This is a genomic window from Helicobacter ibis, assembly GCF_027859255.1.
Classification (GTDB): domain Bacteria; phylum Campylobacterota; class Campylobacteria; order Campylobacterales; family Helicobacteraceae; genus Helicobacter_D; species Helicobacter_D ibis.
This window is the reverse complement of record NZ_JAQHXR010000001.1, coordinates 406,459-421,783: the sequence shown is the minus strand read 5'-3', so window position 1 is coordinate 421,783 and position 15,325 is coordinate 406,459. Positions and strand designations below refer to the sequence as shown.

Genomic DNA, 15,325 nt, shown 5'->3' with positions numbered 1-15,325 from the left:
ATCATTTTAATAATTTTGTAATTGAACTTATTATAATGTATTACATTTTGTAATAGGGGAAATAAATGAGGATAAGCAATGAAATTTTTTTAGAAGATGACACTCTAATTACTTCTAAAACAGATTTAAAAGGACATATCACATATTGCAATAAGGACTTTATGAGATATAGCAAATATAACGAAAAAGAACTACTAAGAAAGCCACATAACATAATAAGACACCCAAATATGCCAAAAATTGCGTTTAAGGCATTATGGGACACAGTTGTAGCAAAGAAGGAATTTTTTGCTTTTGTTTGTAATTTAAACAAACAAAAAGAAACATATTGGGTATTTGCAAATATAACAGCATCATTTGATAGTAATGGCAATATAATAGGCTACTACTCTGTAAGGAGGAGACCCAGCAAAGCTGGAGTTGAAACATTATCACAAATATATGCAAAGCTAGTAGAACTAGAAAAAAATGGGGGAATGTCGGCTTCTGAAAAATATCTAGTTGATTTTCTTACAAACAACAATCTCCAGTGGGACAAACTAATGATAGATCTACAAAATCAAGGCAAAGAAGGTGGCTATAGATGAGAAGTTGGACTTTACTTATAAGTTGTGTAATATTGCTTTTAGCAACACTTATACTAAATGTATTTATGTTTAATATTTGGCTAAATGTAGGGCTAATTTCTGTTTCTATAATCTTAATTGTATTAGCAATTATTAAAATAAAAAACAGGGAAAGATTCATTCAAGGGATTATAAATATCACAAATCACTATGAAGCAGGACAATTTGAGCCAAGAATCTTGAATCTAAATGCTGATTTAGACCTAGTAAATATGGCAAACAACATAAACTCCACCATAGATAATATAGAAGCATTTATGCGTGAAATATCAACTGCCATTAAATATTCTCAAGAAGGCAAATATTACCGATTAGCGCTTCCTCAAGGACTAAAGGGGATGTTCTACCAAAATATACTTAGCATAAATGAAGCATTAATCAAAATAGAAGAAAATGCAAAAGATAACCTCACAAATCTACTTGCAAAATCACTTATGAATATAAATTTAGACTCACAAAATACAAATCTCAAAAAAATCTCGAATGATTTAGATGAAAATATAGAATACATGGGCATTGTGAGCAATGAAGTAGATAGCATAACAAAAAGCACACAACAATCCCAAGATAATGTAAGAACAATGACAAGCTCAATGGATAACCTAACAGGAATCGTAAGAGACAATGTAGATACTATACAAAGCTTTGTGCAAAAATCAAGAGAGATAACTTCAATAGTAGAGATAATCACAGAAATAGCAAACCAAACAAATCTCCTAGCACTAAATGCAAGTATAGAAGCAGCAAGAGCTGGTGAGCATGGCAGAGGATTTGCAGTAGTAGCCGATGAAGTAAGACAACTAGCAGAAAAAACACACAAAGCTACAAATAATATCTCAATAATGGTGCAGACAATGCAACAAGAAATATCTCTAATACAAGACAATTTCAATGAAGTATCAAAATTTGCAGAACAAACAAACGACAATATAGTTGCATTTAATGCCATATTTACAAACATGGAAGAAACAACCATGAATCTAAAAGATGTGTTTTATAAACTAGTTAGCAAACTACTTCTCAATGTCTCAAAGCTAGAGCACATAGTCTATAAATCTAATTTGTATCTAACATTTAATATAAAAGAAAAAACTTGCGATTTTGAACACACAAATCCTATATCAAAATACATAGAAGATAATGAGAAAATACAACAAATAGGCAATATAGACCTAGCACAACTAAATAATAACAAGCAAATATTGCTAAATGACACACTAAAAGCACTAGATATGCTAGATAAAGCACTTAGCAAAGAAATAGTAGAAGAAATAATTGGCTACTTTAAAGATATTGAGGATAAATCAAAGCAAACAATACAATTATTAGAGGCTTAGTTCTCTAATAATTCTCCCTCATATAGAAAAATAGAAGGTTCATATTTTACATTTCTTATGCTATCTTGCTTTGCATAACTTAGATGCAAAATATCCTTAGCTCTAGTTACTGCAACATAAAACAATCTTCTTTCTTCTTCTAAATTCCCACCACGACCTATTAGCTTTTTATTTGGGAATCTACCCTCCATTAAATCAACAATATAAACACAAGAAAACTCTAGCCCCTTACTTGCATGAATGCTAAGTAAATTTACACCACTTCCTTCACTCATCTCACTAGAACCCAAAAGCATGGCATTTAAGAATCTCTCTAATACACTATGTTGCTCTGCTAATCCTAAAAGCAAGGACACCTTCCTCTCTATTCTTTCTAAACTTAATTCATATTTTTCTTTATCGAATTTTCCATTTTTATTTATAGCTCTATCTTTTGCTAACTTCTGTGCGACAATGGTAAAAATAGGCATTGTATATATTTTTGATATTAGGGTATATGGTTTTTGCACATCTTTTAATTCCTTTAAAAACGCAAAAAGTGAGTTTAAAAACTCTGCACCATCTTGCTCGATTCTAAGATTATTTAATATTTTATGTTCTTTAAAATCATCTCTTAAATTTACAAAAGCTACCCTCTTTTCTTCCTCAAACAAAGAATGTAAAATTGTTTGACCCTTTTTTTGATATGGATTTGGAATATCATCTTTTGGATTTAGCATTCCTTCTATAATATCTCCATCTCCAAGCAATAATAATGCCTCATAAATCTCCTTTGCTACGCTATCTCCTATACCTCTTGCATAGCCAAGAGTATGGATAAATGCCATCATATCCTTTGGATTAGATAAAATAGTGCAAAGATTCAATATGTATTTAATTTCTTTTGAATCAAAAAAGCTAAGCCCACCTTTTCTCTTTGTTGGGATTCCATTCTCTCTAAAGACCGCCTCTAATCCATCGCCACTAGAGTTATTCCTAAAAATAACAGCGATATTTTCATATGGTATATTAGAGAGTTTTATTTTATTTGCAACCCCTTGATATTGTGAGAATGTATCTTCATACTCATATAATTTTGGTTCACCATAGTCTTCTTGCTTTACTACCTCTAGCTTTTTTGGATAGATTCGTGGGTTTTTTTCTATTACTTTATTTGCTAGATTCAAAATTGATTTTGTAGATCTATAATTATCACTTAGTGTAAAAATATTGCTATTTTTGTATCTATCTTTGAAACCTGCAATAATGCTAATATCAGCACCATTAAAAGCGTAAATACTCTGATCATAATCACCAACACAAAATAAAGACTCTGGCTTAAATGCTTGTAGAATTGAATCTTGAAGCGGATTTGTATCTTGATATTCATCAACTAAAATCTCACTATATCGGACATTATTTTGCACTACTAGATTCCTATACATAAAGAGCAAATCGTTGTAATCTACATAATTATAATCTTGCTTTAACTTGCAAAACTCCTCCCATACTTCTTTATATAAACTAGTAAAATACAATTGTTCTTCATTTTTTCTACTGACCCACTCGCCAAAATCACCGCTAATACTAGAGTTATAAAATAAAGAATACAAATCATATAAATACGAAGCTTTATAGGCGTCTTTTGAATTTCTTAAAATATCTTTTGAATCATAAATGCTTCTAAATAGAGCTTTTAGCTCTGATGGCTGTTTTAGGTTGATCAGTGTATTTTCTCGTAAATATCTATATGCAACAGCATGAAATGTCCCTGCTTCGATATTTTTTACCAAAGAACTATCAAACTTCTTCTCCAATCTAGTTAGCATTTCCTTTGCAGCTTTATTTGTAAATGTAAGAAGTAAAATATCTTTAGGATTAATCCCTAAATTTAACAAAGAAGAAATTCTCCCAACAATAGTAGAAGTCTTGCCTGTCCCAGCAGACGCTATAACTAAATTATAGCCACTAGGAGCAAGACAAGCCTCTCTTTGCTTTAAGTTTAAGTCAGAAAGTGGCAACTTTACTCTTTAATATAGCTTTTAATAGATTCTGCAACCCCAAAATTAGGATAATCTTTTGAATCTAATACAACTTGAGCTAACGTATTATTATCACAATTAAGGACAATTGGTGCTAAGAAATTGATAAAAATCTCTGTTTGTTTTTCTCTTATAAACACACAAAATACTTTGACATTAGAGCTAGGCTTAATATCAAGCAATGTTTGAATCCCAACTGGCACTTCAAATGAATATTCTCTAACCTTATATGGATTTACAAGCAATAATTCTGCATCTTTTCCTATCATTGATAAAAACGCCAATGCACCATCATCAACTTCAGCACAATCAACCTCATTTACATCTTCAAATCCTAAAATAGGAGACTTAACCAAAAATCTCTCGCCCTTCATAACACACTCCTTTATTTGTTTTTCCTTTTAATTTCCATGAATTCCACTTAAGATTTTTGCTGTATTTTGGTAGAATTTCGAAAATTTTACTTAACTTTAGCAAAAAGTATTCCACAAAGGTTAATTATGCAAGAAAACAACCAAAAAGAAACCAAAAATACATACAATCCCAAGGAAATAGAAGATAAGTTTTATAAAATTTGGGAAGAAAATGGCTTTTTTGAAATAGAAGGAAATAAAGAAATTCAAAAAGAAGGCAAAAAATTCTGCATCATGCTACCTCCACCAAATGTAACAGGAAGCCTTCATATAGGACATGCCCTAAATCACACTTTAATTGACATAATAACTAGATACAAAAGAATGGATGGCTATAAAACACTATGGCAAGCCGGCTTAGACCACGCAGGTATCGCAACCCAAAATGTAGTAGAAAAACAACTGCTAGAGCAAGGTATCAAAAAAGAAGATCTAGGTAGAGAAGAATTTGTAAAAAAAGTATGGGAATGGAAAGAAAAAAGCGGTGGAACAATACTAAAACAAATGAGAAAACTTGGTAGCTCACCTGCGTGGAGTAGATCAAGATTCACAATGGATGAGGGATTGCAAGAATCTGTTAAAGAAGCCTTTGTAGAGTTATATAATAAAGGACATATAGTACAAGGCAAGTATTTAGTAAATTGGTGCACACACGATGGAGCATTAAGCGATATAGAGGTAGATTACAAAGAAAATAATGGAAAACTATATTATCTTAGATATTTTTTAGAAGATTCTAAAGAGTTTATAGTTGTAGCTACTACTAGGCCAGAGACTTATTTTGGCGATACTGCTGTTATGGTAAATCCAAATGATGAAAAGTATAAGCATCTAATAGGCAAAAATGTAATCCTTCCTATAATAAACAGAAAAGTAAAAATAATTGCAGATTTGCATGTTGATATGGAGTTTGGAACTGGAGCTGTAAAAGTAACTCCAGCACATGATGTAAATGACTATGAAGTTGGTAAAAGACATAATTTAGAACAAATAGTAGCATTTGATAAATATGGAATCTTAAATGAAAATGCAACTGAATTTCAAGGACTAGAGAGACTAGAAGCAAGAGAGATAATAATAAAAAAGCTAGAATCTTTAGGATTCGTAGAAAAAATAGAAGATTATAAAAATCAAGTTGGGCACTGCTATAGATGTGGCAATGTAGTAGAACCATACATATCCAAGCAATGGTTTTTAAAAAAAGAAGTTGTAAAAAGTGCGATTGACAAAATAAACAAAGATGAAAGTAATTTCTATCCACCACAATGGAAAAATAACTATAACGCTTGGATGAAAGAACTAAGAGATTGGTGCATATCAAGGCAACTTTGGTGGGGACATAAAATACCTGTATTTTATTGCAAATGCAAACATCAATGGGCCAGTAAAACTACTCCTACTAACTGCCCAAAATGTGGTGGAAATGAAATACATCAAGATCCAGATGTGCTTGATACTTGGTTTAGCTCTGCACTATGGCCTTTTAGCACTCTTGGTTGGGGTAATGGTGATATAGGTAAAAACACACTATGGAATGAATCTGACTTGAGAGAATTCTATCCAAACTCACTTATGATTACAGGGTTTGATATATTATTCTTTTGGGTTGCTAGAATGCTTATGATGGGAGAATTCTTCCTAAAAGAACTGCCATTCCCAGATATATACCTACACGCACTAGTAAGAGATGAGCATGGTCAAAAGATGAGCAAATCTAAAGGCAATGTAGTAGATCCACTAAACTTGATAGATACTTATAGTGCTGATGTTTTGCGATTTACACTAGCTATTCTTTGTGCTCAAGGAAGAGATGTAAGAATGTCTCAAAGCCAACTAGAAATAAGTAAAAATTTTACAAACAAACTATATAACGCTACTAACTTTTTACTGCTAAATTGCGAACAATTCCCTAACCTACAAGACATAGAGATAAAAACAGAGCTAGGAAAATACATGCTAGAAGTATTCTCTAAGACAACAAAAGAAGTAAGAAGCAACTTAGAGCAATATAGATTTAATGATGGTGCTAATACACTATATAGGTATCTATGGGGTGAATTCTGCGATTGGGGTATAGAGCTAAGCAAGGCAAATAAAGATTCAATTATAGAGCTTGGAGCAATTTTTAAAGAATCTATGCTCCTGCTTCACCCATACATGCCTTTTATTAGTGAATATCTATGGCATAGACTAAATAAAAGCACACTAGAAGATAGCAAAGAATCTATAATGGTAAAAAACTATCCAAGCATAAACTACACAGATTCTAAAAATTATCAATTATTTGAATTAATCTTAGATTCAATAGTATCAATAAGACGCCTAAAAACCACAATAGACTTAGCAAACCAAAAAATACCAAAAGTATATATACTGCCAAATGCTAAGCTGGAATCCAAACAACAAGAATTATTTATAAAATATGTATCAAAACTATCAAAAACAGAAGAAATAGAAATAGTAGAAAGCAAAGTATCTAACTGCATAGCAGACATAACAGAAAAAGTCCAAAGCCTAATCCCTACAGATTCCATAGATCTATCTCAAGCAATAAACAAACTAAACAGACAAAAAGAAAAAACACAAAAAGAAATAGATAAACTAAATAATATGCTCAAAAATGCAAAATTCGTCCAAAATGCACCTAAAGAAGTGCTAGAGACAAACCAAAAAGCACTAGATGAGCAAAATGGCAAACTAGAGAGAATAAATGAGGAGCTACAAAAACTACAAGCATAGACTTTGCTAAGTCTAGCTTATCTCTAGTTCTAATTCTTTTAAAAGCTTATCCGCTTCTTTTTGATTATACTTTAGAGATTGCAAAATCTCTCCTACTTCACGCAAAGCTTTCTCTTCCTTTACACTAGGATTTTTAGCACTTAGATCATAATTCCTAGCTCTTAGGCTTTCAAGGCTTACTAGATAAGAATGAGGCGTGATTTTTCCTCCTTATAGCATTCTAAAAACTCTTTAAAATGTGCATATTCTAAAGGCTTATTTTTAATAAGTTTATAAGGTGGGATAAGCTCATAATAATACACGCTAGAATCTTGCCCATTTAGAATACTCCTTACTCCTTTAGAGAAAAATAGCACATTAGTCTTTACCGCACTATAAGGCAAACTAGCACACATTCTAAATTATAATTTTCTACCAAATCTTGTTTCACACTCACAAAAGCATTTAAATTTTGAAATAGCACCAATTCAGGTACGATAATGGCACATCTACCATTGCTTTTTAGCGATTTTAAAATATGTTGTAAAAATAGGAGTTCTGTGGCATTGGAAGCTACTAAGAAATTATTTTGAATCTGCTCTTTTGCCTTACCGCCAAAGGGTGGATTTGCAAGGATTACTTCATATTTCTCACTTTCTGTTATATCTGTGATTTTCTTACTTAGAATGTTTGTTTTTATGATATTTGGGGATTTTATCTCATGTAAAATCATATTCATAACCCCCATAGCATAGCTAAGTGGTGTCTTTTCTTTGCCAAAGAGTGCATCTTTTTGTAAAAACTCTAGCTCACTAGCACTTAAATTTGCCTTTTCTCCCTTTGCTCTATCTTTATACAAAATATGCAAAAAGCTCTCTACTAAAAAGCCACAACTCTCACACGCAGGATCATAAATCCTCTCTTTTACCTTAGGATCTATCACTTCTACCATAGCTTTTATTAATGCCCTTGGTGTGTAAACCCCCCACTATTTCCCCCATCACTCCCCATATCTTTAAGGAGCTTTTCATACACATCACCTAGTGCAAATACATCACTTTCTTTATTGAAGCTTAGCTCATCTATGAGATTTATCACTTCTCTTAGCGTGTGTCCGTTTGCCACTCTATTGTCAATAAACTCAAAAATACCACCAATTTTATACTCTATACTTTTAAAATCTTCATTATTCTTAAAGCCTTTAAAGTAAGGAAAAAGCTCACTATTTACAAACTCTAGCAAATCACTTCCACTTAGTGCATTTTTCACATCTAGTTTGCCATCTCTTTTGGGTGCTGCCCACACTTTCCAGCTAAACTTAGAATCTAAAATGCTTTTATAAGGCTTAGCCTCAAGCATAGAGATAGCTTCAAGCTCACGCTCATAATCGTCTAAAAACTTCAAAAACAATATCCAGCTAATCTGCTCACTATAATGCATCGCACCACTTATACCATCATCGCGTCTTAGTATATCTGTGATCCTATCTATTTTACTTTGCATTTAAAAAATTCCTTTTCTAAAAAGTCTTAAAAGTTCTCTATTTACATAATAATGATTTCTACCTATTTTAATACATTCTAATATCTTTAATTTTTTGCAAGTTTTGAGGTATTTTGAAGCACTTTGCCTAGAAATACCCAATATTTGCGTTAAAAAATCTATCTTAGTATAAGGGTGAGCAAATAAAATTTCCACAAAATCTTTGCTATAAAAATTCGTTTTATTTTGCAAAATTTCACCCACATCAAACATCATTTTTTCTATTATAGTAATAGTTTCAATCGTTTTTATAGCTGTCTGCTCTACACCTTTTAATATATATTCTATCCATTCTATAATAGCTCCCTCATCACGCACTTTTTGTAAAAGCATATAATATTCTTCTTTGTTTTTTACAATATAAGCACTTAAATACAAAATAGGTGCGTCCAAAAGTTCTTTATATACACTAAATAAAGTATATTTATAATCCTGCCTGTTCTGCCATTACCATCATAAAATGGATGAATGCTTTCAAATTGATAATGGATAACTGCCATTTTTACAAAACATCAAGCTCATCTAAACTATCATTATTAATGTATTGTTCTAAATTCACCATAAGTTCTTGTATATCACTTGGATTTTGTGGGGGGTATATGCTTGATTTCTCCTGTGATAGAATTTTTAAGCATTGTTCCACTTTGCTTTCTAAAGCCTGCATTATTCTCTTCTAGTGTTTTTTGGATTTCCAAAATATGTGCGTTTCTCAATAATTGCTCTTTTTTTAAAGTTCATACCCCTTTTTTAACGCACTACTATAATCTTTTACTTCTTTTGCCGCTCTTGTGAGTTTGCTTTCATCAATCTAGGATAAAAAGAGTTCATCATGTGTTGTGATGATATTTTCTATCTCGCTTGAATCTTTTGCTTCTTGCAAGATTAAAGCATTGATTAAAATATTTGGATTTGGGATAATTTTGCTTCGCCCATTTAGCTCTCCTAATTTTCTTGTAGCTTTAATGATAAGATTATAAATATGTGTATTTAAATCTATATTTAATGGTAGTTTTGGAGGTATGAATTATTTCATAATTTTTCCATATGTTAAAATTTCTAAAAATTTTTAACATTTATAACCTTCCACTAAAAGCCTTATCCAGCAAGGATTTCTTTAATTCTTCATAGTCTTTTAATTGTGTGTTATAAAGCTCTTTTAACTTTTTTATTTTAGAGAAGATAGAATCTAAATGCTTTGCAATTTGCTCTTGCTCTTTTATATCTTGTGGCATAAAGATTTGCAATTTTTCTAAATCCGCAAATCTTAAATTATTTATATTAGAACCTTTAGAAATATTAAAAATATATTTTTTATAAAAATCACTTCTTAAATAATAAGCTATAAATTTATGACAAATATTTAAATTACTAATTCTAAACAATCCACAAAAAGCCCCAAAAGTAAAATCATTTAAATTGTTTAAAAGTATATTTTTACCTACGATATTCTTAATGCCACTACTCATTGCAAATAATATATCATTATTTTGAACAATCTTATCAACTGCTAATTCTTTAGGAATTATTTGTAGCTCATCTAAATTCAATTCATTTTGAATATTATTTGCTCTTAATAAATAAACAGAGTTTTCATTCTTTGTAGATAATAGTTGCTCTTTTTTATATGAAACACCCCTTATAAAAAACCTATCTTACCAAGCTTTTTTACTTCCCACCCTTACGGAAGTGGATAGAAGGTTTTGCTTTCTTTTATGCTATTTTCTTTTTTATCGCAAAAAATCTTTTTCCCTCCACACTCCCCTTTAACCAAAAAAGTCGCCACTTTTTTGCAATCAGGGGAGAGCCTCGCTATATCTGCTTCTAGCTTACGCGTTACGCTAGCACTACTGCTAGCTTCTTCCAACGCTTCCGCACCACGAAGTAGGCGAGATTCAAGGAGTTGTACTTCGTGCGCAAGATTTGTGTATTATCAAGTCTTATTTTCAAAAGTGCTTGATTTATAATCCCCATCTCTGTATTTTTAGGCAACTCCACTATTTTCCCCAATGTTCTAGAACAGCTAATTAATAAATCACCTTCTGTTGCCTTAAATGCTTCCAATTCTTTAAATTTTTCATAAGAAATAAAATATATTTTCCAATATGGATCATTGTTTATGGGATTATATTGCTCAAAAACTCTAATGCCCTTTTCTACAAAAAAGCTTTTTTAAAGCACTTCCAAATGGTCCTCTTTTTATGGAATATTTATCGTTAGATAATATCTCACCAAGCGTTTTAACTTCCCACCCTTGCGGTAAATTTGTCATTTTATTGCCCTAAACCTTCATAAAAACAATTTAATATATAATCTTCAAAATCATCGTAAAGATTTTTTTCTTTTAATATGTTGATTATGTCATTAGCCGTATGTTCTTTAAATTTATCTAATACTTGCTCTAACGTTAATTCTTTATTTTCAAAATTAATAAATCCACATTTATGAAGTTTTTTTGAAATGATTCTAGGTAGTCCAAATTCTTCAAGAGTATAAACTACAGATGGCAAAAAGGCATTTGAAAGTTTTGTAACAAAACTTGAAATATCAATCCCTTTTTCAGGATAGAGTATCTTTTGCAAAGTGTTAATATCAGAAAATAGTGATGCAATTTTAAAAGCTACATGATTTTCAAATTTAAAAAAATCATCTAAATCAATTTTCATATCTCTAATAAGTTCTGGTAGCGATTCAGTCCAGTTTTGCGATATTTTTTTACCAACTCAACATTATTTATATTGCTATTATTGCCAATATTTTTACAATGAAATTCTCCTATAGTTGCAATTTTAGATAATATTTACCATTTATATACTTTTTTAAGGAATAATTAATAATTTGGAAAGAAACTCTATTAAATAGGCATTTATAGCTTATAAGAAAATTGATAATTCGCAAAAATTCTCTTTAAAATTGCTATTGTTTTTGTTAAATAACGCATAAATTTGCAAAAACATATCATTTTGTGCCAAATTTATAGACAAAATTAAACCATTTTTTTTATCTCTTGTCAAACACTAAATAATTTAACTCTAACGCCTATAATACGCTACAAAACACACATTCATAATCCAAAAAATCATTTGCTTAAATCACAACTTTTGCACATTGCAAATTTGCAACGCTATATTTTTTAGAATTTCCCTGCAATTTTAAGACCAATTTTTGCAACACAATTTCTTTTAAAAGGACCGCTACACACAGACAAAGCTACAAATCTAGCACCCATTTCATGTCGTGCTTTGTTTTTCTTGCATAGTTACACACCTTTTCATGTCGTGCCTTTCATGGGGCAGATTCATGTCCTCTTTCATGTTGTGTAGGTTGTGTCTTTATTGTAGATCTAAACTAGCTTCCTTGCTAATCATGTTTTGGCAGTAAATACAAGCTAACTATCTAAAAGTCAAAGGAGAGGCAAAAGCATATAACGATTTTGCAGATTCTAAATATCAAAATGACAAGCTTACTTCTCCTAAGCTAAACGATGAAGAGATGGATGAATTATTAAAAAAGCTTAAAAATGAGTGAGTTTCAAAAATTCATAAACACATTGCAAGAACTTATCACAATGATTTTAAAAAATATTACCTAGTTTGCCTTTTTATCTATTCAAAAAAACCCAATAAAAAATATAGTAGAAATAAAAAATATCATAGAGAACCAAACCAAAATACTCATTTACTCTATCCCGTAAAAATTTTTAAGAAACTTTTCATATTCATCATAATCAAAATTATTTCTATGTTTTTCTAAATATTGCAATTGTTCCATATAGATATTATGCTGTCTAATATGATAGTTTATGAAATTATTAGTAACATTAGGTTCGCCAATTCTAAGAGCATATTCTCTCATTGTTTCTATTGTCTCAACATATTGCCTAAGCAATATTTCTCTAGCGAAAATTACAGAATTAAAATTCGTATCATATGAACCAAAAAGAGTAGTGTCATAAGATTTTCTGTTATAGAAGCGACTATCTATTCCATCTAGTGCATTCATGCTATCTATCTTATATGTTACATGTTTAGCATCTAAGCTCCAAGCTTCATAAGTCAAGTTACTCAAAAGCCTATCTAATCCACTAAAGAATCCACTATATTCTTTCATGTGTTGCAATAGTCTATTTTGTGCTTCCATTGCAAATTTATATCTTTGTGCCTTTTTATCCATTTCAAAGAATCCCATAGCAGGATTTATATCTCTAAAATAGCCCCTCATCTCTTCTCTTGCATACTCTATATCAGATGCTATAGCTTCTTTGCTTTCATCTATTTTATAGTATATTTGCAACAACAACACAACTACAAGCCCACAAAAGTATGGCTTCAAACTATCTCTAAAAACTAGATTCTTTTTAAAGAATCTAACTACAAAAAACCCAGCAAAAAATACAATAGAGAACCAAACCAAAATACTCATTTACCACCCCTATTTACATTGATATATTTTTTGCCTACTTCTATAAATTCCTCATATTCATTATAATCAAAATCTACATTTTTATTCATAATTTTGTCTTTTAAATATTCCAGTTGTTCAGCATAAAAAAGATACTTTGTTTTAGCACACGCTAGTGCTTTTTGCGTATATGCTTTATCATCAGCATAGTATTCATAGTTCTCCATATCCATTATAAAGTCTGCATAATTTCTTAGCAACCTTTGTCTAGCAAAAACTACTCTTCTTAGATTGGTTTTATATGACGCAAATAATCCAGTATCATAGAAATATTCATAATCTACCAAATCATACATAGGAAATATGGCATCAAAACTATCTGCCATATACTCCACAGCTTCACTATCTAACCCCCAAAATCCATCAGTAGCACGATATAAAAATCTATCTAACCCACTAAAAAATCCACTATATTCTTTCATATGCTTCAATGAATTATTTTGTGCTTGTATAAAGTTATCATATCTCCTTAATTCAAATTCTATATCCACAAAAGCCCATTCCTTGTTTGTCTCTCTAAAGGTATTTTTGATCTGCTTCCTTATATGTTCCATGTCAACCAAGATTTCATTTCCAACATTTATAGCCACAAAATATATTTTTACCAACAAAACTACTATTAAACTAAAGCAATATGGCTTCAAACCATCTCTAAAGACTAGATTCTTTTTAAAGAATCTAGCTATAAAAAACCCAGCAAAAAATACAATAGAAAACCAAAAAACTACACTAGCTAATTCCCACACAGAAAGCAAAAACGAAAAACCCATTATAATAATCCAACAAATTAACTAATTTCTTCTATAAATTCTTGTTCCAATCTATCCAAAAGCAGCTTATATTCACTAGAATCAAAATTATTTAAAGTTAAATATGAATCTTGTTCCAATAATAAATCTTTGAATAGCTCAAAAGCTTCTATTTGCTCTTTATTTGAATATGGCAATAACTCTAAACCATTTTTGATAAACATTTCCGTTAATGCAAGTTTAGCACTTATCATTTTTCTAAGCATTTTGTCACTAGACTGCCATTTAGTAAAATCATATGCATCTAAATACATATCTCTGTATTTATTTGCTCTCATAATTTTTTTTACCGAAGCATTAATCCATACAAAGTCTGAAATTTTTTCGTTTGGTTTCCAAAAATCAAATGTCAAATACAACAACATATCTATTCTACTTGACAAACTAGATACATCATCATACATCTTAAAACCCGTATTTATTTTGTCAATAGCTCCCAATATCTCTTTCCCACCAGATAGCAATGATTCTTTATCTCTAGTAAGTGAATTTTCTAAATATCCATCATGATTTTTTAGATAAGCCATTTGTTTTGCAAAATAATTTTCTATTTCATTGTTTGTATTGTTTAGCGTAATCATTACAAAAACTAGCATAGAAGAATAAAAATAATGTATCAATGCCGTTGTTATTGTCAAATCTTTTCTAAAATACTTAACTACAAAAAACCCAATAAAAAATACAATAGAAAATCAAACCAAAATACCCATTTACTCTATCCCGTAAAAATTTTTAAAAAACTTTTCATATTCATCATAATCAAAATTATTTCTATGTTTTGCTAAGTATACAAGTGACCACCTATAATGTATTTGTAACTCTAAAGCCTTTTGTAGCACTGTATTTTCTTTATATTTTTCTAATCTTTTCGTGTAGTCTTCCAGCTTAGACAACATTTCCTCTCTAACTAATATCACCTGTGCTATATTCTCAGCTTTGCTTCTAGTCAAATCATATTGTTCATAATAATTATACCAACCATCCTTCAATATGGCATCCAAAGAGGCAAAATGTGCGTTTAAAAATGCATTATTAAACTCTGAAATTTCTACTATTCCACGCTTTTCTAAGTTTCTCCTTATCGTATTTGTAAAACTATGATAGCGTTCTAGATTTTTTAATACATTATCTTGAGCGTGTAAAGAACTTTCAATATTGAATACATCAAAGCGAATGTTATCTAATTCACTCCATTCCGCACGCATAAAAATCTCAACATTTTTATTTATTCTTCCTTCACTAATAAGTGTTTTAAATTTATCATCATAGGAATCAAATCTATTAAAAATAAAAAACACAAAAACCAAAATAACAACATTTAAAAAGTAAATAAACTTCAATATAGCCCCTCTCACAAAAGCCATATTATAACAATACTGGCATTTTCTGTAAAGATTATTT

At 30.4% G+C, this 15,325-nt stretch carries 13 protein-coding genes and 2 pseudogenes; 3 read left to right on the top strand and 12 right to left on the bottom strand.

The features are described from left to right. The first annotated feature begins 65 nt into the window (after nucleotides 1–65). Nucleotides 66–587 carry a PAS domain-containing protein gene (locus tag PF021_RS02320; protein ID WP_271020790.1) on the top strand — a complete coding sequence of 174 codons (522 nt, stop codon included), beginning with the start codon at nucleotides 66–68 and terminating at the stop codon, nucleotides 585–587. Next, nucleotides 584–1,963: a methyl-accepting chemotaxis protein gene (locus PF021_RS02315; protein ID WP_271020789.1), complete on the top strand. Its 1,380-nt coding sequence runs from the start codon at nucleotides 584–586 to the stop codon at nucleotides 1,961–1,963. Before PF021_RS02320 ends, PF021_RS02315 begins: the two co-directional genes overlap by 4 nt. Here PF021_RS02315 and PF021_RS02310 read toward each other — a convergent pair. Together PF021_RS02310 and fliW are read right to left on the bottom strand one after the other, a co-directional pair. After that, on the bottom strand, nucleotides 1,960–3,963 hold the full coding sequence (locus tag PF021_RS02310) for an ATP-dependent helicase (RefSeq protein ID WP_271020788.1): 2,004 nt from the start codon (nucleotides 3,961–3,963) through the stop codon (nucleotides 1,960–1,962). The genes PF021_RS02315 and PF021_RS02310 overlap by 4 nt on opposite strands. 2 nt (nucleotides 3,964–3,965) lie before the next feature. Then, complete coding sequence (gene fliW / locus PF021_RS02305; RefSeq protein ID WP_271020787.1) at nucleotides 3,966–4,358, bottom strand: flagellar assembly protein FliW; 393 nt, start codon at nucleotides 4,356–4,358, stop codon at nucleotides 3,966–3,968. A gap of 126 nt (nucleotides 4,359–4,484) precedes the next feature. Between fliW and PF021_RS02300 the strand changes: the two genes are divergently transcribed. Then, a complete protein-coding gene (locus PF021_RS02300) occupies nucleotides 4,485–7,136 on the top strand; it encodes a valine--tRNA ligase (RefSeq protein ID WP_271020786.1) in 2,652 nt (883 codons plus the stop codon). 12 nt (nucleotides 7,137–7,148) lie between these two features. Here the strand turns inward: PF021_RS02300 and PF021_RS02295 are convergent. From PF021_RS02295 to PF021_RS02250, 10 genes and pseudogenes are all read right to left on the bottom strand, one after another. Then, nucleotides 7,149–8,618 (bottom strand): annotated as a pseudogene (locus PF021_RS02295) (type I restriction-modification system subunit M). Beyond that, nucleotides 8,619–9,678 (bottom strand): annotated as a pseudogene (locus PF021_RS02290) (Fic family protein). A gap of 52 nt (nucleotides 9,679–9,730) precedes the next feature. Continuing rightward, nucleotides 9,731–10,204 (bottom strand): restriction endonuclease subunit S, encoded by a 474-nt coding sequence (locus tag PF021_RS02285; protein ID WP_407081401.1) that lies wholly within the window; start codon nucleotides 10,202–10,204, stop codon nucleotides 9,731–9,733. 131 nt (nucleotides 10,205–10,335) lie between these two features. After that, nucleotides 10,336–10,521, bottom strand: a complete 186-nt coding sequence (locus PF021_RS02280; RefSeq protein WP_271020785.1) for a hypothetical protein — start codon at nucleotides 10,519–10,521, stop codon at nucleotides 10,336–10,338. Nucleotides 10,522–10,797: 276 nt separating this feature from the next. Then, nucleotides 10,798–10,926, bottom strand: a complete 129-nt coding sequence (locus PF021_RS02275; RefSeq protein ID WP_271020784.1) for a hypothetical protein — start codon at nucleotides 10,924–10,926, stop codon at nucleotides 10,798–10,800. Between the two features lies 1 nt (nucleotide 10,927). Then, the gene (locus PF021_RS02270; RefSeq protein WP_271020783.1) at nucleotides 10,928–11,320 is read right to left on the bottom strand and encodes a hypothetical protein; all 393 of its coding nucleotides are present in this window, start codon (nucleotides 11,318–11,320) and stop codon (nucleotides 10,928–10,930) included. 1,012 nt (nucleotides 11,321–12,332) lie between these two features. Then, nucleotides 12,333–13,076: a hypothetical protein gene (locus PF021_RS02265; protein ID WP_271020782.1), complete on the bottom strand. Its 744-nt coding sequence runs from the start codon at nucleotides 13,074–13,076 to the stop codon at nucleotides 12,333–12,335. After that, nucleotides 13,073–13,885, bottom strand: a complete 813-nt coding sequence (locus PF021_RS02260) for a hypothetical protein (RefSeq protein WP_271020781.1) — start codon at nucleotides 13,883–13,885, stop codon at nucleotides 13,073–13,075. The genes PF021_RS02265 and PF021_RS02260 overlap by 4 nt, the downstream gene beginning before the upstream one ends. Nucleotides 13,886–13,902: 17 nt before the next feature. Further along, nucleotides 13,903–14,562, bottom strand: a complete 660-nt coding sequence (locus PF021_RS02255) for a hypothetical protein (protein ID WP_271020780.1) — start codon at nucleotides 14,560–14,562, stop codon at nucleotides 13,903–13,905. A gap of 72 nt (nucleotides 14,563–14,634) precedes the next feature. Further along, nucleotides 14,635–15,264 (bottom strand): hypothetical protein, encoded by a 630-nt coding sequence (locus tag PF021_RS02250; RefSeq protein WP_271020779.1) that lies wholly within the window; start codon nucleotides 15,262–15,264, stop codon nucleotides 14,635–14,637. Nucleotides 15,265–15,325: the final 61 nt, after the last annotated feature.

Excerpts from the sequence above, each read along its gene's own strand:
- PF021_RS02265 (WP_271020782.1), bottom strand. The coding sequence starts at position 13,076 with ATGAGTATTTTGGTTTGGTTCTCTATTGTATTTTTTGCTGGGTTTTTT.
- PF021_RS02300 (WP_271020786.1), top strand. The coding sequence starts at position 4,485 with ATGCAAGAAAACAACCAAAAAGAAACCAAAAATACATACAATCCCAAG.
- PF021_RS02315 (WP_271020789.1), top strand. The coding sequence starts at position 584 with ATGAGAAGTTGGACTTTACTTATAAGTTGTGTAATATTGCTTTTAGCA.
- PF021_RS02270 (WP_271020783.1), bottom strand. The coding sequence starts at position 11,320 with ATGAAAATTGATTTAGATGATTTTTTTAAATTTGAAAATCATGTAGCT.
- PF021_RS02260 (WP_271020781.1), bottom strand. The coding sequence starts at position 13,885 with ATGGGTTTTTCGTTTTTGCTTTCTGTGTGGGAATTAGCTAGTGTAGTT.
- PF021_RS02275 (WP_271020784.1), bottom strand. The coding sequence starts at position 10,926 with ATGACAAATTTACCGCAAGGGTGGGAAGTTAAAACGCTTGGTGAGATA.
- PF021_RS02320 (WP_271020790.1), top strand. The coding sequence starts at position 66 with ATGAGGATAAGCAATGAAATTTTTTTAGAAGATGACACTCTAATTACT.
- fliW (WP_271020787.1), bottom strand. The coding sequence starts at position 4,358 with ATGAAGGGCGAGAGATTTTTGGTTAAGTCTCCTATTTTAGGATTTGAA.